The organism is Alphaproteobacteria bacterium, from assembly GCA_039980135.1.
In the GTDB taxonomy this organism is placed as follows: domain Bacteria; phylum Pseudomonadota; class Alphaproteobacteria; order UBA6615; family UBA6615; genus UBA8079.
This window is the reverse complement of the sequence record JBDXCV010000007.1, coordinates 149,302-170,277: the sequence shown is the minus strand read 5'-3', so window position 1 is coordinate 170,277 and position 20,976 is coordinate 149,302. Positions and strand designations below refer to the sequence as shown.

Below are 20,976 nucleotides of genomic sequence, written 5' to 3'. Positions count from 1 at the left end.
CCTGCCGGGGGCGGCCCGATCATTTGTTGCACCCAAACGGACTTATTCCGCGGCGGCAGCTTCCCATTGCGGGAAGTCCGGCGTTTCGAGCTCCGGCAGGACCTTGTCCATGAACAGCTGCAGCTCTTCCATCATGTCGTCTTTCGGCTGCTGCGCCCAATGCCAGATCAACGTGATGTACTCGCACGGCACCTGATCGTAAATCTTCTGCCAGGCCGCAATGGACTCATCGACCGTGCCGCCGATGAAGATATCGGAATCCTTCATACCCTGGATCAGTTCGCTGTCGTTGCCGCGCGGGAACTGCGGGAAGAACGGGCCGTAGAAGTTCTTGTAGATGTCGAGATCATAGTCGCGCAGTTTGCGGTCGAAATCCGCGGTCGTCTTGGTGATATGCGGCCAGCGCACGATGTTCTGGTTCTGACCCAGCTGCACATTGAAACCGCTCTCATTCGCGACCTTCGTGTAGTAGTGCGAAAGCTCCACCACGCCCTTGGTCGGCATGAAATAGGTCGGGATGAAGTTGTTGCGGGCGCAAAAATCGATCGATGCCTGGCTCTTGGAGGCGGCGACGAACACCGGCGGATGCGGTTTCTGGTACGGCTTCGGCACCACGCAGACCCGCTGCACGCTGCCGTCGGGACCGATCTCCCCTTCCGCGCCCGCGTCACGGGCGATTTCCCAGGCGGGATAGCCTTCGACACCGGTCTCGAACGGGTACGGCGCCTCGTAGAACTCGCCCTGCGTCCGGACCGTCTCTTGGGTCCAGGCGTCGATTACCTGGTTGACCCGTTCCTCGAAGATCTGCCGGTTGCGGTCGTCGGCATCGCTGCCGTCCGACACGGTCGCGGGAGATTCTGTGTACTGGCCCATGATGTTGGCCCAGCGCGACTGGTAGCCGCGCGCAAATCCGACGAAGTATTTGCCTTTGGTCAGGTGATCCAGGATCGCCGTTTCTTCCGCGACACGCAGCGGGTCATGGGTCGCCATCACATAGCCGAGCGCGCCCACATGGGCGTTCTCCACGAGGCTGGCCCAATAGGCGTTCAGGATTCCCGGATTCGGCCCGACTTCGTAGCCTTCCGAATGGAAGTGATGCTCGATCGTGCCGATCCCCCAGACACCCATCTTGTCGGCTTCTTTGACGATGTCGGTCCACTCATGGACGATGCGGTGATACATCTCGTTGTCGTTGCCGAGCGGACGCTTCGCCTTGCGGTCTTCTTCGCCATCGGAGGGGAACATCGGATAGAGCTGCAGAATTACCTTGGGCTTGGCCATTGCGGGTCCTCTTGTTGCACTGCGATTCCTGTTATCGGGAAACTAGGAAAGTCGGGGCATACCCACAAATACTAACTTTCAATGCAAGATATAGGTTTGTACTATATTGCAAGCTCCCCTTCTGTTCGGACGGAAACCGATGGACCTCAGGCAAATCCGCTCTTTCGTGGCCGTTTACGGGGACGGCAGCATCAATCGCGCGGCCGAGACAATAAACATCGCGCAGCCCAGCCTCAGCCAGCAAATCAAGACCCTCGAGGAATCCGTCGGGGTGCAGCTCTTCGAGCGTCATGCCCGCGGGGTCCGACCGACGCCGGCCGGCGAGCGCTTCTACGATGACTGCCGAAAAATCCTGGGGGACGTGGAGAGTGCTGCACAGACAATGCGGGAATTCTCGTCAGGCGTATCGGGCTCGCTGGATGTCGGCCTCATTCCCACGGTCACCAAGGGCGTGTTGGCCCAGGCCCTGCCGGAATTCATCGAGGCCCTGCCGAATGTCGAGCTTCGTGTTGTCGAGGCGTTCAGCGGCACCCTGACGGACTGGGTCATGTCAGGCGAGCTCGATTTCGCGATCTGCACCGAACCGCCGCGCCATGACGGTCTGGAATTGCGTGTGATGTCCACGGAACCACTGGTCATGGTCTCTGGACACAAGGCCGGCCTGGTTCATCTGCAGCCGGTGTCACTCAAACAACTTCCATCCGTAAACCTCGTCATGCCGTCGGCCCAGCACAGCCTGCGCACCCTGATCGAGCGCTATATCAAACTGGGGAACATCACACCGGGCCGCATCGTTGAGATAGACGGCCTCTACGGCGCACTTGAGTTCATCCAGAAAACCGATTTTTCCGCGATCCTTCCGGTCACCACCGTGGTTTCCGATCTGGACAGCCGCGCGTTCTCTGTGAGCCCGATCATCGACGTCCAATCCAGTTTTGAATTCTTCCTCGTCCACCAGACGCAGAAACCGCTCTCGCTGGCGGCCCGAGACCTCGTTGGACGGCTCGAGCGCGCGCTGAAGCATTCCGCCGCCGCCTGGGGGGCAATCCGCGCCGGCGTCGCCGCATAGCGCCAGTATTCAAACGCATACCCGCTGGCCGTTGGCATAGCTCTGACTTATGGTTGGCACATGGATTTCCGCCAGCTGGAACAGTTCGTCGCCGTGTATGAGGAAGGCAGCTTCTCGCGTGCCGCGCGCCGAGCAAACTGCACCCAACCGGGACTTTCCGTGCAGATCCGGAACCTCGAGAACGAACTCGGCGTGTCATTGTTTACCCGCAACCGACGCGGCGTGGAGCCCACCGTTGCGGGCAAACGCCTGTATGCCCGCGGGCTTTCGATTCTCAATTCCGTCGCCGACACCGAGATGGCGGTGCGGGAGCTGGCGGGCAACGTGACGGGTGCGATTACGGCGGGAACCGTTCCCTCGGTCTCGCGCAGCGCGCTCCCGGCGGCGCTGTCACGGTTTGTCGAGGCCTATCCCGATGTGGAACTGACCCTCGACGAGGCCTATGGCGGCACCCTGACCGAGCGGGTTGTTTCCGGCGAGCTGGATTTCGCCGTGGTGACGAGCGCCGTAAAACATGAAGGCATAGAGGCGACGTTGCTCGCGGAGCACGAACTGACGCTGGTCTCGGGCCCCGGTTCGGGTTTGCAGCCTTTCGAGCGCATCCGGTTACGGGATTTACCGCCCCTGCGCCTGGTCCTGCCGACCGAACGTCACGCGATCCGACGCATGATCGACAGCCAGATCGCCCGTGCGGAATTGCAGGTCGAGGCGATGATCGAGTCCGACGGCCTCAACACCACGATCGAATATGTCCGCCATTCCGGATGGTCGACACTCACCTCCGTGGCCTCTGTCATCGACGCGACGGATACCGGCACCCTGGTCATCAATCCGATCGTGCGTCCCAAGGTCCCCGTGGAGTATTATCTGGTCCGCCAGACCCGGCGTCCGTTGACCAGTGCGGCGGAACGTTTTGTCGCCCTGTTAGGTGAGGAACTCGCCGCAATTATGGGTCGCTGGAAAGAATTGTCAGGAACTAAATAGTTTTTATTTCAACGGATTAAAGGGATTGTTTAATGTCGAATGGAATCGACGGCAAGCGGGTGTTGGTAACGGCCGGGGGTTCGGGCATCGGCCGCGCGATCGTCGACCGTTTCGTTGCCGGCGGCGCGCAGGTCCACACCTGTGACGTGCAACAGCAATTCCTCGACGAGGTGATTGCGAGCGATCCACGCGTTACCGGCACACTCGCCGATGTCGGCGTACCCCAGGACGTCGAAAAACTGGTCGAAGCGGCTGTCGTGGCGATGGGCGGAGTCGACGTACTGGTCAACAACGCCGGGATCGGCGGCCCCAAGGCGGCGCTCGAAGATATCTCCTACGAAGACTGGGACCGCACGATCGGGGTCAATCTCAACGGCATGTTCTACTGCATCAAGAACGTCGCCCCCCACATGAAGGCCCAGAATTCGGGCTGCATCGTCAACATCTCGACCGCTTCGGCCAAGGTGGCGCTGCCCCAGCGTTCCCCCTATGTGGCATCCAAGGTGGGTGTGCTGGGCCTGACCCACACCGTCGCGCGTGAATACGGCCCGTTCGGCATCCGCTGCAACTCGATTTTGCCCGGCCTGATCGACAATGCGCGTGGCCGCGGGATCGTCGCCAGCCAGGCCGAAGAGCGCGGCATCTCGGTCGAGGCGCGCGAGGCGGAGTTCCTCGAGTTCATTTCACTTAAATGCTGGATCGACCCGACGGAAGTGGGCGATCTCGCGGTTTTCCTCGCATCCGACGCCGGCCGCCACATCACCGGCCAGGAGATCGGCATGGACGGCAACGTCGAGTGGGAAATCTAGGGCGCTTCCCCGACCGTTGACCGTTATGCCCCTGCTCGACCTGACGCCTTTCCAACTCGTCTTTGCCTTCGTCGCCCTGTTCCTGGCCGGCGTGGTGAAGGGCACGGTCGGCCTGGGCATGAAGGTCGTGGCACTCGGCTTGCTGGCGACCATCGTCGAACTGCCCATCGCGATCGCGATCATCATCGTTCCGGCCGTGACCACCAACATCTGGCAGATGTTCGGCGGTCCGCCCTTGCGCGAGACCCTGCGGCGGACCTGGAGCCTTTTCGTGATGTTCTGCGTCGGCATCTGGTTCGGCACCGAGATTCTCGCGGCTTCGAACCCGGCGCATCTGGCGGCCGCATTGGGTGTCCTGCTTGTGGTCTATGCCGCCTACGCCCTGTTCACCCCGCGCATACCGTCCCCCGGGCGCCACGAGCCATGGATGTCGCCGGTCATCGGGGGCCTGACGGGAATTTTCGGCGGCATGACCGGGTCTGACGTCATTCCTGGCGTGCCCTACATGCAGGCCCTCGGCCTGAGCCGGGACATGCTGATCCAGGCGATGGGCATCCTGTTTCTGCTCGGTTCCTCGATGATTGCGCTCGCCTTTACCTATCGCGGGCTCCTGACGGCCGAAATCGGTGTCGCCTCGGCGCTCGGGTCGCTGCCGACACTCGCCGGATACTATTTCGGCGCAAAGATACGCAGCCGAATTCCGGAAGCGCAGTTTCGCAAGCTCCTGCTGGCTGCGCTTTTCCTGCTCGGAATCTACATCGTGGCGACCAACCTCGGCTAAGCCTGCACTTCGTAATTGCGTTTGTCCGTGGAGATACTATATTTAACCAAATGGTTTAATATAGAGGACATCCCATGACACACCTGCACGACGACAGGTTTCCCAACGAAACCAGCGAATATCGTTCTGCGCGAGATGCGTTGCTGACAGCCGAAATGGAACTCCGCGCCAAAGTGGAGGAAGTCGCCGCGCTGCGACGCACACTTCCCCTCGGCGGCGCCCTGAAAGAAGACTATCTGCTGACCGAAGGACCCGCAGACCTGTCTGCCGCTGACACCGAGAGCCAGACGCGCTTCTCGGAACTCTTCGCACCGGGCAAGGACACGCTGATTGTCTACTCGTTCATGTATCCGGAAGGCGGCAATCCCTGCCCCGCCTGCACGTCGCTGATCGACGGTCTCGACGGCCAGGCCGCACATATCACCGCGCGGGTGAATTTCGTCGTCTTCGCCAAGACGCCCGCGCCCATTTTCAGGGCCTGGGCGCGCGAACGCGGCTGGCGCAACGTCCGCCTCCTGTCGACAAACGGCACCAGCTACAACACGGATTATGTGACCGAGCGCGACGGCGAGAGCCAGATACCGATCATCAACGTGTTCCGGCGCACCGCAGACGGCATCTTCCACAGCTGGGGCTCGGAGCTGTTCTACGCCCCGCCCGCCGAGGGCCAGCACCCTCGTCACGCCGATATGATTTGGCCGGTCTGGAACCTGCTCGATATGACTCCCGAGGGGCGCGACGGCTGGTTCCCCCAGAACAGCTACGACTGATCCCGCGAAAGGAGATCGATGATGACCCACAAGATCGAAGGCGGCTGCCAGTGCGGCGCGGTCCGTTACACGACGGACGCCGAACCCATGGTGATGTTCAACTGCCACTGCACCCATTGCCAGCAGGCGAGCGGCGCGCCCTTCACCACCGCCGTCGCGGTCAACCGGGGGGATGTCACGGTGTCGGGCGAGGTCATCGAGCATACCCAGACGTCGGATCGCGGGACGCCTGTCCACCGTTTCTCCTGCGCCAAATGCGGTGCGTATGTCTATGGCATCAGCGACGGTTTCGGCGCGCTCGCCGTCAACGCCGTGACTCTGGACGATGCCAGCTGGGTCGAACCGCAGATGGAAGTCTATGCCTCCAGCGCACAACCGTGGACGCATATGAACCCCGAACTACCGAAATTCGATAAACTGCCGCCGATGGAAGAGAGCTGAGGGATTCCCATGTCAAAGAAGATTGAAGGCGGCTGCCTGTGTGGTGCCGTTCGTTACGAAAGCGACGCCGAACCGCTATTCGCGGTGAATTGTCATTGCCGTCACTGCCAGATGACAAGTGGCAGTACACATATCCCCGGGATTGGGCTGCCCGCAGCCGCCTTTTTACTCACCGGTGAGCTGACCCGTTTCACAATCACGAATGATCGTGGCGGCACGTCGATGCGCGCCTTCTGCCCCACTTGCGGCACCCCGATCATGGGCCAGATCGAGGGCGAAGAACTCGTCTTTCTGCACGTGATCACGCTCGACGACCCGAGCGTGTTCAGCCCGCAGGCGGATATCTTCGAATCCAGCGCCCAGCCCTGGGACCGGTTCGACGATGCCGTTCCGCGGTTCTCCAAAATGCCGCCGATGGGCGAATAGCCCGCCAGGTCAGTTCGCGATAAACAGGCCCGCCGCAAACCCTTCATCCAGGGTGAAGTTCGCACCGTAGATCGGGTTCCCGGTCTTGGGCGACGCGAGGAAGAGCGCCGCGTTGGCCATCTCTTCGGTCGAGGAATATGTCCGGCCCGACGGGGTCAGCATCTCCATGAAGTCGAGCACCGGCTTGAGTTCCGGGTCGGTACGGATGTCCTCGTTCATGGGGCTCGCGGTGTTGCCGGGCGAGATCGAGTTCACATGGATGCCCGAGCGTGACAGCTCGACGGCCATGCACTTGGTCAGCATGATGATCCCGGCCTTTGTCGCGCAGTACAGGCCGTAGGACGGTAGCGCCACCAGGCCCGCGACCGACGCCATGTTGATGATGTTGCCGCGCTTGCGCGACACCATGTGCGGCGACACCGCGTTGATCATGTTCCACTGGCCCTTGAGGTTGATGTCGACCATGCGATTCATGTCGACGGGCTTCGTATCGCCGGCCGGTGTGGGGTAGAAGACACCCGCCGCGTTCACCAGGATGTCGATCTTGCCGTGATCTTTCAGGACCTTCGCGACCGTGGCTTCGGCCTCCTTGGGCTTGGTCACGTCACAGACATAGCCCTTCGACTTGCGCTTGAGATCCTTGGCGACCTTGTTGGCCTTGCGGATATTCGAGCTGGCGATCACGGCGCAGGTCGCGCCTTCCGATGCAAACTTCCGTGCAATCGCCTCGCCGATACCTGACGAACCGCCGCTAATCAGTGCCACCTTGTTTCTCAGTTCCATGGTCTTTCCCTCCTTGTTCGTATCTGAATTCAATATCCGGCCGACACGCCTTCATCCATGAGCAGCATCGCACCATGCGCAGCCTGAGCATCGTCGGAGCACAGAAACAGGATCGTACCCGCCATCTCACGCGGCTCGGCGAACGCGCGCTGGCTGGGGGTTTTTTCCTGGATGGTCGCGTAGATTTCCGCGTATTCGGGTTCCGAGCGTACATTTTCGTTCATCGGCGTCGCGGTATTTCCCGGTGCCAGGCAATTCACGTTGATTCCGTGAGGCGCGAGTGCGACGGCAAGCGAGCGGGTCATATTGATGACGCCCGCCTTGACCGCGGAATAGACGATGTAGTTGCCGCGCCCGGCTGTCCCGGCCGAGGAGCCCAGATTGACGATCTTGCCACCTTCGCCGCGCTCTATCATGTGCTGTCCGACCCGGTCACACATGAAGAAGCAGCCCTTGAGGTTGGCATCGATCATCTGGTCGAACATGGCCTCATCGGTCTCTCCGACCCGGGTCGGAAAGAACACACCCGCTGCGTTGACGAAAATGTCGATCCGGCCGAACTCCGCGATGACATCACCAACGAGCTTGTCGACCTGCGCAACCTCGCCGACGTCACACGCAAACGGCTTGGCATTGCCGCCGCAGCGGTCGACCGTCGCCTGTGCCCGTTCGAGCGACGAACTCGCCACCACGGCAACATGCGCGCCCTCTTCAGCGAAACGCACGCAGGTTTCGGCGCCGATCCCCGACGAACCACCCGTGACCAGAGCCACTTTGCCTTCAAAACGCATACTCATCTCCTCAACTTCAAAGCGCCGCATACATGGCGTCGATCATCGGCGGCGCGAACGGCCCCAAATCGGCAATCGGTGCCATCCGATTGCAGCAATAGCTGAACCCCAAGTGACGATTCGGATCCCCGAACCCGACAGCACCACCGATGCCTGTGTGTCCGAAATTGTCCCGGTAACCGCCGAACGGAAACGGCGGGCAGGACAGCATGAAACCGCAAGAAAACCGGAACGGCCGGTTGGTCATCCGGTCGAGATCGTCCCAATGCTCGCGGATCGCGTCGGCGATCAACTCTTCCGACAGGAGCTGCCGGCCGTCGATCCGACCGCCATTGGCCATCCCGCCATACAGACGCGCGATGGCGCGGGCGTTGCCATGACCGTTCGCCGACGCAAACTGGTTGTGCACCCAGTCGTCGGAATTGAAATCCTCGTCTCGCGGCATCGGCCGCCAGGCCCGCAGGAGTGGAGACTCCGTCACACCCTTGATGCCGTCGCGTGACGGCGTGCCCGGGGTCTCCACGTATTCGGCGCGTCGGGCGGCCTCCGCGTCGTTGAGGCCGATCTGGAAATCGATGCCGAACGGGCCGGCGATGTCCTCGCGCCAGACCGTACCGACATCGCGGCCGTCGACATGACGGATCAGCCCGTTCATCAGCGGGCCATAGGTAAATGAATGATAGGCGCCACCCGTCCCCGGCTTCCACTCCGGTGTCGCCGCCTCGAGCGCGCGCTCGACCGAGGTGCCGTCCCAGAGCGAACCCGCGGGGGCCGCATCGGCATAGATCACGCCGGACTGGTGGGAGACCAGCGTGCGGACCGTCATGTCTTCCTTGCCGTCGCCGGAGAATTCGGGCCAGTGATCACTGACCTTGTCGTCCATGCTGACGGCACCGCGTTCAATCAGGCTTAGCAGCGTGATCGCCGCACAGGCCTTGGTCACCGACATCATGCAGGTGATGGTGTCCGCCTCCCAAGGCCGGGTCCGCGCGGCATCGCGATATCCACCCCACAGATCGACCACCACTTCGCCATCAACAACGACCGAGACGCCGGCACCGATTTCCTCACCACAGACCAGATCACCCGCATCCATATTCTGCCGGAATGCGTCCTCGACGGCCGCAAATTTCGGATCGCAGTGACCCGCAACAGGTATATCGCTCATGATGTTGCCTCCGCCCTCAGATCGTCCGTTTCCTTGGCCAACAAGACGCCGTCCTCACTCACCACAACGCCATACACATCGCGCGCGCGATCGCGGCTGATGAAGCCTTCTGCCAGCTGATAAAGCACACGTTCCGGATCGCGCTCGCCGGGCGGTCCGAACCCGCCCCCGCCGCAAGATCGCGACACAATCAGCTCTCCGGCATCTAGGGAAACCTGGCCAACGCGCGGCACCTCCTCTTCCTGTCCGTTGACTGTCAGCTTGTGCTGGGCCGCCGTGGCCGCCCCAAGACCGCCACGCACACCCTTCGGACCATTGATCGTGCCGTCGGAATTATAAACCAGGGACATGCTCCCGACCCGCGGGCCATAGACCGCAAACCCCTGAGGCGCACCGCAATTTCGCCCCGCACCTTCGGTATCGGGGACGAAACCCCGGGAATGGACGTAAATCGGCAGCCGCAACTCGTCGAGCTCGACGGAATCGAGGAAGCACATGCCGGCATTGCCGACATGGCCAATGGTCCACCAGGCGTCCGTATGCGCGCTCGCCGCCCCGTTCGTGCGCCCCAGGAACACCTGATTGATATATGGCTTGCCGGTTTCGGGGTTTACCCCCGATACCACGGCTGCGGCCGGCGGGCTCGAGGCACCACATTCGGCAAGTCCGATATCTTCCGAAATCTTGGCCATCGATGCCTGGACCGAATTTGATACTCGGTCGGCAACGTTCGTGGTCGCCGCCGAACAGCTTGTGGGATGTCTGGGGATACCGACGATGCAATCCTCGCGCAGATCCACATCGATGCGCCGGAACGCGCCGGCATTCTTCGGTACCGTATGATCGATCGAATTGAACACGCCGACCATCGCGGCCGTCCGCGAGCAACCCTCGGACAGGTTGAGCCCACACGGCATCGCGTCGGGATTGTCGCGCAGGTCGACCCGCACGCGGGCCTCCTCGGGATCGACGGCGACGGTTACGTTGATCCTGACCCCTTCCTCTGGCGTACCCGGTATCGGGTCATGGGTGCTGGAATGGGATGCGGTGCCGGCCGGAAGCTCGCGTAGTGCCGTCACCATACGCGCCTCGGAATAGTCGAAGAACTGCTCGGCAAAGGCATCGAGCCTGTCCCACCCGATATCCTCACCCAGCGCGATCAGTTCACGCTCACCGATGCGTGCCGCACCGACCATGGCGAGGTAGTCACCCCACCATTGCCCGGGTACGCGAATGCGCATCTGGCACATGCGCACGATGTCATCGATATTCTGATAGTCACGCTGAATCTTGACCGCGGGGAAAATCAGCGCGCCCTCCTCGTAAACATCGCGGGCGCGGGCGTGATAGGTGGTCGGAATCGAATTGCCGATATCTGCCTGATGGGCCTTCGCCACGAGCGTAAACCGATGCCCCCCGGCGCCGTCGAGGACCGGCACCAGGATCGTGTGATCCGCCGGATGCGAACAGCCATGATAGGGCGAGTTGTGCAGGAAGGCGTCACCACGCCTGAGATCGGGGTGCACCTCGCACATCCAGCGCGCCATGATGTCCGGGCCGGACAGCACATGTATCGGCAGGCTTTCGGTCGCCGTGAGCAACTCATGGTTCGCCGTCACGATGCAGCAAGAGAAATCCCTCGCCATGTTGAGCACACCGGAACGGCCGGTGCGCAGCAACGTGTTGGCCATCTTCTTGACGATGCCATCGAGCCGATTCGACAGGAGGGCGAGCTGAACGCCGTCGAATGCGCCCGTTACCGCATCTTCTTCGGCTTCAGGCATCAGGCGGTCATTTCCGCGCGAAGTTTCGTCGTCGCGGCTGTATCTACGGTACCGTCGGTATCCACGACGACGCCATACACACTGCGTGCGCGCTCGGCCGATACATATTGCTCGACCACATCGCGTGCGACCATCTCGGGGTCGCGATCCGTCGGCGCGCCGTAGCCGCCACCGCCGCAAGACTGGGAACTGATCAACTCCCCGGCGACGAGGGTCACAACCGCACAATTCGGAAGGTCTTCACGCTCGTTATTTCGGGTGATCTTGTATTGACCCGACACCGACCCGCCGAGCCCCCCGCGGACCCCTTTGGGTCCATTGATCCCGCCATCGCTGACATAGGCAACATCGAGATTGCCGACACGAGGGCCGAACTCCGTATAGGCGGAACGGGCCCCGCAGTACTGGCCCGCACCTTCCGTATCGGGCGCGAAGGTCCGTGTCTTGACGAAAATCGGCTGGCGCAACTCGTCGAGTTCGATGGAATCCTGATAACAAAGTCCCCCATTGCCCACATGGCAGATCGACTGCCAGCAGTCGGCCTCGGGCGCGCCCGCGCCACCCGTCAGCCCGAGGAATACCTGGTTCACAAAGGGTTCCCCCCGCTCCTCATCGATTCCAGATACCACGCCGACCGCGGGCGGGATGATCGCGCCGCACTCGGCCAGCCCGAACCCTTCCGCGATCTCCGCTATCGCGGCCTGGGTCGGATTGGCGACCCGGTCGGCGATGTTGGTGGTCGCGGCCGAACAGGAGGTCGGGTGTTTCGGAATGCCACAAACGGAATCCTCGCGCAGCAGCACCTTGATGCGCCGGAACGAGCCCGCATTCTTCGGCACCGAGTGGTCGATCGAATTGAACACGCCCACCATTGCCGCCGTCCGCGCGCAGGCCTCGGACAAATTGAGTCCGCATGGCTGGGCATCGGGGTTGTCCATCAGGTCAACAGTCACCTCGCCGCCGTCCGGATCGATCGTCACCTTGCTGGTGATCATGATCCCCTCTTCGGGTGTTCCGGGAATCGCGTCATGGGTCGACGTGCGCGTGGCGGCGCCCGCCGGCAATTGGCGGATGGCCCCAACCATGCGTTCTTCCGAGTAGTCGAACCATTGCTCATTGAACGCCTCGAGCGTGTCCCAGCCGACCTCCCGGCCCAATGCGAGCAGTTCTCGTTCACCAATGCGCGCCGCGCCCATCATCGCCAGATAGTCACCCCACCACTGGTCCGGCACCCGGATCCGCAGACGGCACATCCGCACAATATCCATGTTGTGTTCGTAGTTTTCCTGCACCTTCACCGCCGGAAAGATCAACGCGCCTTCCTCGTAAACATCGCGCGCGGTGCCGTGATAGGTCGTCGGGATCGAGTTGCCGATATCGGCCTGATGGGCCTTCGCCGCCATGGTGTAGCGATGGATACCATCGTCGTCGATCACCGGCACCAGGATCGTATGATCCGCCGGATGGGAACATCCGTGGTAGGGCGAGTTGTGCAGGAACGCGTCGCCGCGTTTCAGCACCGGATGATATTCCTTCATCGTGGCGGCCATCATGTCCGGACCGGACAGAACGTGAATCGGCAGGCTCTCGGCCACGGCCGCGAGCTGGTCGTTGGCCGTCAGGATGCAGCAGGAGAAGTCGCGCGCAATATTGAGCACGCCGGACCGGCCTGTGCGCATCAACGTGTTGCCCATCTTGCGCGAGATACCTTCGAGCCGGTTGGACAGGAGCGCGAGTTTTACGCCGTCAATTTTCTCAGCCATCGGTCCGCCCTCCTATGCCGCCGCCGGTGCAGAGCCGGGCACAATCGAGACGCTTCCCGATCCGCGCCGTTCCGCCGTTGCCCCGGGGTCCACCACCACCGTCGTGAATGGCGATTCGATGATCGCCGGGCCCGGCAGCACTTCACCGGTCTTCATCGCCTCGAACCTGCGGACCGTCGCATCCACATAGCCTGTCTCCGCGAAATAAACCTTGCGCGTCCCATCCACTGACGCGGTCGTTTCTGCCGCCGCCAGGGAACCGCTCTCGCTTTCATTCAGCAGGCATTTCACCGACGCGGTCCAGCCCACGACTTCGATGCTCGATTCCGGATCGTTGATAGCGAAAATATCCTCGTGAACCTTGTGGAACTCCTCGACGAGCGCGTCGATATCGGCGTCACTTTCGAACCGGCGGGCGGCCAGCGGCACCTCGATTTCCCACACCTGTTCGGGGTAGCGCGCCTCGGCAAAGAACTCGATCGTCTGGCTGATCGAACCGGCACCCGGACCATCGATGAACGCGTTGCAGCGGGCCTCGAGCCCATCAAGAATCTGATTCACCCCCGCAGCATCGAAATTCTCCGATGTTGCAAAGAATGTCCGCGTGTATTGCGAATGCAGGTCGGACATCATCGCGCCCGCCGCACTCAGCGCGGCACCCACCTCGGGGATCACCACACGTTCGCTGCCGAGACGTCGCCCGATTGCCGTCGAGTTCAATCCGGCCGCGCCGCCGCCGCCGATCAAGATCGCGTCACGGGGATCGATCCCCTGATTGACGGTGATATCGACGATTGCCTGAACCATATTCTCGGTCGCGATCGCGATGATGGCCGCGGCGGCATCCTCGAGCCCGATTCCCATGGGGTCCGCAACGTCGCGCTTGATCGCGCTGTTGGCGGCCTCGAGGTCGAGGGCCATAGATCCACCCAGAAAAAATTCCGGGTCGAGATAACCGAGCACTAGAGACGCATCGGTCACGGTCGGTTTGTCGCCCCCCTGTCCGTAGCAGGACGGCCCCGGCACCGCGCCAGCGCTCTGCGGCCCGACATGCAGCATGCCACCGTCATCGACCCAGGCGATGGAGCCACCACCGGCGCCGATTGATTTTACATCGACCGACGGGAAGCCTGTCATATGGCCGCGATAGGGTTGGCCGATCCAGGTTTCGCGCGTCCAGGGAATCCGCCCGCGGCGCACGAGACTGACGTCATAGGTCGTGCCGCCCGTATCGGCGATCACCGCGGTATCGGAACCTTCATCCTCACGGGCGAAGTAGCGCCCGGACACGGGCGCCATGGACGGCCCGGAATTGATCAGATGTATCGGATGCTCGGCGACATCCACCGCGTCCATCATGCCGCCCTGGGACGTGACGATCAGGACGCGCCCCCCGAAACCTGCATCGGACAAGCGCCCCGTCAGGTTGTGCATGTACGCACTCATCAACGGCTTCAGCGAGGCGTCGATCGCCGCCGATGACGCACGTCGGTATTCGCGCAGGGACGGGTTGAGAATATGAGACAACGTATAGGGAACGCCCGGCAGGTGTTGCTCGATCAGTTCACCCACCCGGTCCTCGTGGCTTGAATTGATGATCGACCAGAGGAGGCAGACCGCGACCGCCTCGACCTCCTTCGCCTTGAGGTCTTCGAGGATTTCCACCACCCGGCCTTCGTCGAGGGGTGCCATTTCAGACGCATCCGAGAGAATCCGACCCGGTACCTCATAGGAAAGCGCGCGCGGCAGGTAGGGCTGCGGATAGGGAACCGTAAAGTTGAACGGCTCCATCCGCCCGCCCTCGCGGAAGACGAGGATATCGCGATGCCCCTCGGTGGTCAGGAACGCGGTTTTGGCGGTATTCCCGGTCACGATCGCGTTGATCGCATGGGTCGTGCCGTGAATGAACAGCTCGCCTTTTGCCAGGAGCGCGTCCAGGCCGAGACCGAAGTCGTCGGCGGCAAGTTTCAGACTGTCCAGCACACCGTTGATCGGATCGCCCGGCGTGGTCGAGGCCTTGTACATATGAAGGCCATTGTCATCATCTTCCACAATCAGGTCGGTGAACGTACCGCCCGTATCGACAGCAAACCGCATCGTATTCCTCATCCCCGGCGCCAATGTTTTGCGCAAGCGCCCGGCACCTTGGGACGCCCGAATTAGAGTGCCAGATTAACAGGCGGTTTGCCGCGCAACCAAGTTTAATTAATGGCCATTAAGTAACTATACTGCCCCGATGGAGGTGGCCGCATGGCCCAGGCACGAAAGCGTTCGCGAAACGCCAGTGAGACCAAAGCGTCGATTATTCACGAGGCGGCCACACTGTTTGCAACGCGCGGGTATGAGCGAACCAGCCTCGAGGCGATCGCCGGTGCGATCGGGATCAGCGCCCCGGCGCTGTACTATCATTTCGATTCAAAAGACGAGATTCTGTTCGCCACGCTGGAGAATACGCTGGTCCAGCTGAACCGGATGTCTGCCGATATGGTCGCCGCGGCGGGAGCCGCGCCGCTCGAACAGTTGCGCGGCTTTGTCCGGGCGCATGTCCAGCATGATGTCGGCAACGCGGATATCATGCCAATGCTGAACGCGGGCCTCTACAATGTCGACCAGCTTATTGGCGGGCTCCCGGCGGCGCGCCGTCGCATGCTGACCCAGATGCAACGCGACTTTCTGGACCGGCTTCGTGGCATCCTGATCGCGGGCGAAAAAGACGGAACCTTCGTATTCGACAACGTCACCACAACCGCGTTCGCGATCATCGGAATCGTCGATTTCGCGGTTTACTGGTTTCGCAACGAGGGGGCGTTGTCCGTCGAAAATCTCGCGGATCAATATAGCGACCTTGCGGTCCGCATGGCGGGTGCCAGGAACGGCTGACACCCCATGTTCCGATCTAGCCGTCGATGAACTCGAGTACAGCGTTCACGAATATGTCCCTGGCCTGAATTTGCGGGCAATGTCCGCAATCGGGAATCTCGACCAATATTGCCCCGGGAATGCCCCGTTTCAACGCATAGGACATGGCCGGCGGCGTCGTGGCGTCATCCAATCCGACCATCACCATCGTCTCGTTCGCAATGCCGCCGATCTCTTCGGCCATTTCGACTTGTGCCAACGCACTTGCCAGCGTCGCGAACGCCATCGGATCTGCCGCCGCGAGCGCGGCCTTGCGTTCGGCAATCACCTCGGGATTGGCTTCGATGAAAGGCTGCGGGAACATGCGCAGGATCGCCGCATCAAGGACCGCGTCCATACCGTTCGCTTCCACCATTTCCGCCAGTATGTGCAGTGGTTTTTTCGCCGCATCGGGAAAACCGGGCCCCGTGTCGGCGAGGATCAGTTTGCCGATACGGTCGCCATGATGAATACCCAGCGCCACACTGATGAACCCCCCTGCCCCGTTCCCGAGGACGGACGTATCTTCCGGAAGACCGGCCGCATCCATGATTTCAGCGAGGTAGTCGGCGAACGCACGCACGTCAGGATTCGAATGTTCCAGCGGCGGCGTTGCACCGTAGCCGGGCAAATTCGGTATCGTGACCCGGTGTCCGACCGCCAGTTCCGGCAACGCCCTGTCGAAAGCCGTGCGCTCGGCCAGCAGCGAGTGGATCAGCAGGAGATCAGGGCCATCACCGACCTGAATGACATCGGCATTCACCGCGTCCAGATGACGCACTTCCATGGAATTCCTCCAAAAGCCCGGAGTGATGTCGTCGATCAGCAATCGTGGTTCAGGATTGCCTCGGCCATCGACGCCCCGTCTTCCGAGCCAACCGGGGACGGGCCGAGCCACACCATGAGGATGTCGGCATCCTTGCCGTCCATCGCGACCAGGGTGTGGGCCATCGTGCTGTCGAGATAGGCGCTATCGCCTTTCTCCAGGCGAACCGGGCTGTAATGCTCGGTGTGCACTTCGATGGCACCATTCAGTACATAGAAAAATTCTTCGCCGGAATGAGACACCATGCCATCGAGCGGGCTGGGCTCATCGGCCTTGACCCGTTCGATCAGCGGCGTCATGCGCTTTCGCCGCAGTTCCGAGCAGAGGGCGTACATATCGTATTTCGGGGTCGAGCGGAAAACCGTATCCAACTGGCGGCTGACGGTCATGCGCGCAGAAACATTGCCCTCGTCTTGCTTCAGCGTCACCAGATCGCCGAGTGATATCCGCAGGCCTTCGGCCAGGCGCATCAGGTTCGTAAATGTCGGCGAGACCTGATCGTTCTCGATTTTGGACAAGGCGGAGATCGACAATCCGGTGGCTTGCGAGACTTCGGCCAGGGTATTGCCTTGCGCTTTGCGGAGCGCCCGCACCTTGGTACCCAGAGTCAGTCCGTTGATCGATCCGCTTTCGGTCCGCAAATCGTCCATGCCAATTCTCCTGCATTGTTCGGCCCAACTAACAACGCGACTCGCCATTTCACAACTGCCGGCGCGTCACAAATGTTAGGCGCCTGAACCTTCCAGCGACACCATCTGAACGTGAAAAACCACCAGAAGACCGCCTAAAATCCGCCCGGGACCCGTTTCACGGCCATTCCGGTCGTTTCGGGGAACTGAACCAACAATACAAAAGTGTTGGACCGGTTTGCATAAACTGGCGCGCAGGGACTCTGCAAACCCATGGATGTCCCGACCCCTGACGGGCCAGCCAACAACACAAACGTCGCGGCGAACTAGAGGCGCGGCGTGTCCTGCACCGGATAGCGCGCGTATTGTTCGACCCAGTCGAAACCGACATGCTCGACATAGGCGTCCATCAACTGCCTGGTGATCGGCCCGGGCACAGCGCCGTCTCCGAACACGCGCCCGCTGACGCTGCGGCAAGGGCAGATGCAGAAACTCGTCGAGGAAATGAATGCCTCGTCGGCATTGTAGGCGTCGTATAGATCGAAATCCTTTTCCTCGCATGGGATACCGATCTTCACGGCAAGCTCCATCACGGTCTGGCGGCTGATACCCGGCAGCACGTAGCGCTCCTGGGGGGTAAAAAGACGGCCCTCGGAAACGAAAAACACATTGCTGCCCCGACCCTCCGCAACATTGCCGTTATGGTCCAGCATCAGCGCGTAGGCCTCTGGGTTTTGGGCCGAGACTTCCTCGTCGGCCATGATGAGATTCAGGTAATTGTGGGTCTTGGCCCGCGGACTCAGCATGTCGGGTGCCGTCCGACGGACCGATGACACGATCATGTCGATCCCGTCGCGATAGACCTTCGCGCGGGTGGACAGCGGCAACGGCAGACATTCCACGATCACCGTGGGGCCAACGTAATCCGGCCAGGCGGAGCGTTCGTTCGGGTCGACGATCCCGCGCGTGATCCGCTGGGACACCCAAAGATCCTCATCCGCGGCGATCGTCGGCAGGTTCCGGCGCACCACTTCTTCGGTGACCGCCGCCATCTCGTCCAGCGACATGCCGGGATCGATCCCAATATAGCGCAGGGAGCGATACAGGCGTTCCAGATGCTCGCGCAGCTTGAATATCTCGTGGCCGAAGGTGCGCGTCGTGTCGAACACCGCGTCTCCGTATTTCACTCCGCGATCGCGGAAGGGAATCCGCGCTTCGTTCTCGGGAATGTAGTCACCATTCAGGTAGACGGTCCGCTGGTTCGGTATCGACAAGGTAAATTCTCCCACCAAGAGCCACTAATTCGACCGTTCATCGCACATTGAATGTCGCGCAACCGGCCCGTTCGTTTCATAATATCCGGAATAAGAGAATACAGGCAGGGGGGAAGAAAATGGCGAAATACGGTGTTGGACAACCGGTGCGGCGCAACGAAGACCCAAGACTTCTGACGGGCCGCGGTAAATTCAATGATGACCTGCCCCGTGACGGCGAGGCCATGAGCTATGTCCTCCGTTCACCTCACGCACATGCCGATATCCGCTCCATCGACAAGACCGTAGCCGAGGCGATGCCCGGGGTGCTCGGCGTGTTGACCGGCCAGGACCTCATCGAAGACGGCATCGGCGTGTTCCCCGGTCCCCCGCCATTCTTCGCCGCGCTGACCAAGCCCGACGGATCGCCTCTGGTTTATCCACCCCAACATGCCCTGACATCTGATCGGGTGCGATATGTGGGCGACCCCGTGGCGTTTGTCGTGGCAGAGACACTCGAGCAGGCGCGCGACGCGGCGGAAGCAATCGACGTCGACTATGCCCCCCTTCCCGCCGTCGTCGAGACCGACGCGGCGATGAACGGCGGTGCCGTTCAGATCTGGGACGATGTGCCGAAGAATTTCCTGTTCCAGGCCCAGATCGGCGACGCCGACGCCACCGAGAAGGCCTTCGAGGCGGCAGATCACATCTCGTCGGTCCGCCTCGTCAATCAGCGCATCGTCCAGAACTCCATGGAAGTGCGCGGCGCGATCGGCAGCTACGACGCCGATGACGAGCGCTACACCATCTATACATCGAACCAGAATCGTCATCTTTTGCGCAGCTGGCTTGCCGGCGCCTTCTTCAAGTGCGAGCCGACGAAAATCCGCGTCCTTGTCGATGATGTTGGCGGCGGGTTCGGCATGAAAACCCACCCCTACCCCGAACAGGTACTGGTGCTCGTCGCCGCGAAGCGCCTCGGACGGAAAGTCCGCTGGATCAGCGATCGTACCGAAGCGTTTCTCAGCGACCTGCACGGCCGCGATCACATTTCGGATTGCGAGCTGGCCCTGGACAAGGATGGAAAATTCCTGGCCGTGCGTGTGAAAACCGTCGCAAACATCGGCGCCTATTCCTGTTCGGCCGGCGTCTCGGTCCCCACCCAGATCGGGCCGAAGATCCTCACCAGCGTCTATGACGTCCCGCTCGCCGACGTGGAAGTGAAATGCGTCGTCACCAACACCGCCCCGGTCGGGCCCTATCGCGGTGCGGGCCGCCCGGAGGCCATCTATGTGATGGAGCGACTGGTGGATGTCGCGGCACATGATCTCCGCATCGATCCGCTGGAAATCCGGCGACGCAACCTGATCTCCAACGACCGGTTCCCCTATACCAACGCCGTCGGAACCACCTACGACAGCGGCGCGTTCGAGGAGAATATGGACCTTGTCGCAAAGCTGGCCGACTGGGACAGCCACGAAACACGTCGGGCTGATGCCCGCAAAAGAGGCAAACTCAGCGGCATCGCGGTCAGCCAGTATCTGGAGACGACAGCCGGCAACCCGACGGAAAGCGCCGAAGTGGAGGTCGGAGACGATCAGGTTATTGTTCGGGTCGGCACCCAGCCAATGGGCCAGGGCCATGACACATCATTCATGCAGCTCGTCTCCGAGAAACTCGGTATCGATTTCGAGCAGGTCCGGATCGACACCAGCGACAGCGACAACCTGCCCGACGGCGGCGGTAGCCATGGCTCCAGAACCAGCCATATCGGCAGTGTCGCGGCGCTGAATTCCAGCGACGAGGTCATCTCCAAGGGCATCCTGATCGCATCGGAGATGCTTGAGACCGCAGCCGTCGATATCGAGTTCACGGATGGCGAGTTCCGTGTTGCAGGTACGGACCGTGCCGTGACCCTTTTCGACGTTGCCAGACATGCCCGCACCTCCACCACCCTTCCCGAGGAATTGCAGGGCGCGCTGAACGGCACCGACACCCACACGATCGAGAATTGGAGCTATCCGAATGGCTGCCATATCTGCGAACTGGAGATCGATGAAGACACCGGTGTCATCGATATCGTCCGCTACTGCGCGATCGACGATGTGGGCAAGGTGATCAACCCGATGCTCGTCGCCGGCCAGGTGCATGGCGGGGTCGCACAGGGTGTCGGACAGGCGATCATGGAGAACACTTTCTACGACCCGCAGAACGGCCAGATGATCACCAGTTCATTCATGGACTACACCATGCCGCGTGCCGACGATTTGCCGATGATAGAGCTCGACACGAACGAGGTGCCCTGCAAGACAAACATACTGGGCGTGAAAGGGGCCGGCGAAGCCGGTGCGTTGGTCGCCCCGCCGGTTGTCATCGCCGCAATTGCGAACGCTCTGCGGGAATACGATGTGTCCCATATCGACATGCCCGCGACACCGGAGCGGATTTGGGAGCTGATGCAATCTCCGAAAGCGGCATAAACCCCGACGCACATGGCGACCATCCGAGCCTTTCGATCAT

19 protein-coding genes are annotated in these 20,976 nt (G+C 61.4%); 9 read left to right on the top strand and 10 right to left on the bottom strand.

Going from position 1 to position 20,976, the window contains the following annotated elements; translation table 11 throughout:
• Positions 1 to 42: 42 nt before the first annotated feature.
• Positions 43 to 1,281: an LLM class flavin-dependent oxidoreductase gene (locus ABJ363_10275; protein ID MEP4379376.1), complete on the bottom strand. Its 1,239-nt coding sequence runs from the start codon at positions 1,279 to 1,281 to the stop codon at positions 43 to 45.
• Between the two features lie 139 nt (positions 1,282 to 1,420).
• Here ABJ363_10275 and ABJ363_10270 point away from each other — a divergent pair, with 139 nt between their 5' ends.
• The 7 genes from ABJ363_10270 (at position 1,421) to ABJ363_10240 (ending at position 6,561) form a co-directional block, all read left to right on the top strand.
• On the top strand, positions 1,421 to 2,350 hold the full coding sequence (locus ABJ363_10270; protein MEP4379375.1) for a LysR family transcriptional regulator: 930 nt from the start codon (positions 1,421 to 1,423) through the stop codon (positions 2,348 to 2,350).
• Between the two features lie 60 nt (positions 2,351 to 2,410).
• Entirely contained in the window at positions 2,411 to 3,334 is a 924-nt protein-coding gene (locus ABJ363_10265) for a LysR family transcriptional regulator (protein ID MEP4379374.1), read from the top strand.
• A 32-nt stretch (positions 3,335 to 3,366) separates the two neighbouring features.
• Positions 3,367 to 4,143, top strand: a complete 777-nt coding sequence (locus ABJ363_10260; GenBank protein ID MEP4379373.1) for an SDR family oxidoreductase — start codon at positions 3,367 to 3,369, stop codon at positions 4,141 to 4,143.
• A 25-nt stretch (positions 4,144 to 4,168) separates the two neighbouring features.
• Positions 4,169 to 4,924: a sulfite exporter TauE/SafE family protein gene (locus ABJ363_10255; protein MEP4379372.1), complete on the top strand. Its 756-nt coding sequence runs from the start codon at positions 4,169 to 4,171 to the stop codon at positions 4,922 to 4,924.
• Positions 4,925 to 4,998: 74 nt separating this feature from the next.
• The gene (locus tag ABJ363_10250; GenBank protein MEP4379371.1) at positions 4,999 to 5,694 is read left to right on the top strand and encodes a DUF899 family protein; all 696 of its coding nucleotides are present in this window, start codon (positions 4,999 to 5,001) and stop codon (positions 5,692 to 5,694) included.
• Between the two features lie 21 nt (positions 5,695 to 5,715).
• Positions 5,716 to 6,135, top strand: a complete 420-nt coding sequence (locus tag ABJ363_10245; GenBank protein ID MEP4379370.1) for a GFA family protein — start codon at positions 5,716 to 5,718, stop codon at positions 6,133 to 6,135.
• 9 nt (positions 6,136 to 6,144) lie between these two features.
• Positions 6,145 to 6,561 carry a GFA family protein gene (locus ABJ363_10240; GenBank protein MEP4379369.1) on the top strand — a complete coding sequence of 139 codons (417 nt, stop codon included), beginning with the start codon at positions 6,145 to 6,147 and terminating at the stop codon, positions 6,559 to 6,561.
• A gap of 9 nt (positions 6,562 to 6,570) precedes the next feature.
• Here the strand turns inward: ABJ363_10240 and ABJ363_10235 are convergent, their stop codons facing one another.
• Genes ABJ363_10235 through ABJ363_10210 form a run of 6 tightly spaced genes read right to left on the bottom strand, consistent with a single transcriptional unit; the run spans position 6,571 to position 14,947 of the window.
• On the bottom strand, positions 6,571 to 7,344 hold the full coding sequence (locus ABJ363_10235; protein ID MEP4379368.1) for an SDR family oxidoreductase: 774 nt from the start codon (positions 7,342 to 7,344) through the stop codon (positions 6,571 to 6,573).
• 29 nt (positions 7,345 to 7,373) lie between these two features.
• Positions 7,374 to 8,135, bottom strand: coding sequence for an SDR family oxidoreductase (locus ABJ363_10230; protein MEP4379367.1), 762 nt, complete (start codon positions 8,133 to 8,135; stop codon positions 7,374 to 7,376).
• Between the two features lie 16 nt (positions 8,136 to 8,151).
• Positions 8,152 to 9,303 (bottom strand): serine hydrolase domain-containing protein, encoded by a 1,152-nt coding sequence (locus tag ABJ363_10225; GenBank protein ID MEP4379366.1) that lies wholly within the window; start codon positions 9,301 to 9,303, stop codon positions 8,152 to 8,154.
• A complete protein-coding gene (locus ABJ363_10220; protein ID MEP4379365.1) occupies positions 9,300 to 11,087 on the bottom strand; it encodes a hydantoinase B/oxoprolinase family protein in 1,788 nt (595 codons plus the stop codon). Before ABJ363_10220 ends, ABJ363_10225 begins: the two co-directional genes overlap by 4 nt.
• Positions 11,087 to 12,850, bottom strand: coding sequence for a hydantoinase B/oxoprolinase family protein (locus tag ABJ363_10215; protein ID MEP4379364.1), 1,764 nt, complete (start codon positions 12,848 to 12,850; stop codon positions 11,087 to 11,089). The genes ABJ363_10220 and ABJ363_10215 overlap by 1 nt, the downstream gene beginning before the upstream one ends.
• Positions 12,851 to 12,862: 12 nt before the next feature.
• Positions 12,863 to 14,947 (bottom strand): hydantoinase/oxoprolinase family protein, encoded by a 2,085-nt coding sequence (locus ABJ363_10210; GenBank protein ID MEP4379363.1) that lies wholly within the window; start codon positions 14,945 to 14,947, stop codon positions 12,863 to 12,865.
• A gap of 153 nt (positions 14,948 to 15,100) precedes the next feature.
• Between ABJ363_10210 and ABJ363_10205 the strand changes: the two genes are divergently transcribed.
• Positions 15,101 to 15,730, top strand: a complete 630-nt coding sequence (locus ABJ363_10205; protein ID MEP4379362.1) for a TetR/AcrR family transcriptional regulator — start codon at positions 15,101 to 15,103, stop codon at positions 15,728 to 15,730.
• 16 nt (positions 15,731 to 15,746) lie between these two features.
• Here the strand turns inward: ABJ363_10205 and ABJ363_10200 are convergent, their stop codons facing one another.
• The 3 genes from ABJ363_10200 to ABJ363_10190 all read right to left on the bottom strand — a co-directional run bounded on the left by ABJ363_10200 (position 15,747) and on the right by ABJ363_10190 (position 18,477).
• On the bottom strand, positions 15,747 to 16,535 hold the full coding sequence (locus ABJ363_10200) for an alpha/beta fold hydrolase (protein ID MEP4379361.1): 789 nt from the start codon (positions 16,533 to 16,535) through the stop codon (positions 15,747 to 15,749).
• Between the two features lie 35 nt (positions 16,536 to 16,570).
• The gene (locus ABJ363_10195) at positions 16,571 to 17,224 is read right to left on the bottom strand and encodes an XRE family transcriptional regulator (GenBank protein ID MEP4379360.1); all 654 of its coding nucleotides are present in this window, start codon (positions 17,222 to 17,224) and stop codon (positions 16,571 to 16,573) included.
• Between the two features lie 305 nt (positions 17,225 to 17,529).
• Entirely contained in the window at positions 17,530 to 18,477 is a 948-nt protein-coding gene (locus tag ABJ363_10190) for an aminotransferase class IV (GenBank protein MEP4379359.1), read from the bottom strand.
• Between the two features lie 119 nt (positions 18,478 to 18,596).
• Here ABJ363_10190 and ABJ363_10185 point away from each other — a divergent pair, with 119 nt between their 5' ends.
• Positions 18,597 to 20,936 carry a xanthine dehydrogenase family protein molybdopterin-binding subunit gene (locus ABJ363_10185; protein ID MEP4379358.1) on the top strand — a complete coding sequence of 780 codons (2,340 nt, stop codon included), beginning with the start codon at positions 18,597 to 18,599 and terminating at the stop codon, positions 20,934 to 20,936.
• The last annotated feature ends 40 nt before the right edge of the window (positions 20,937 to 20,976 follow it).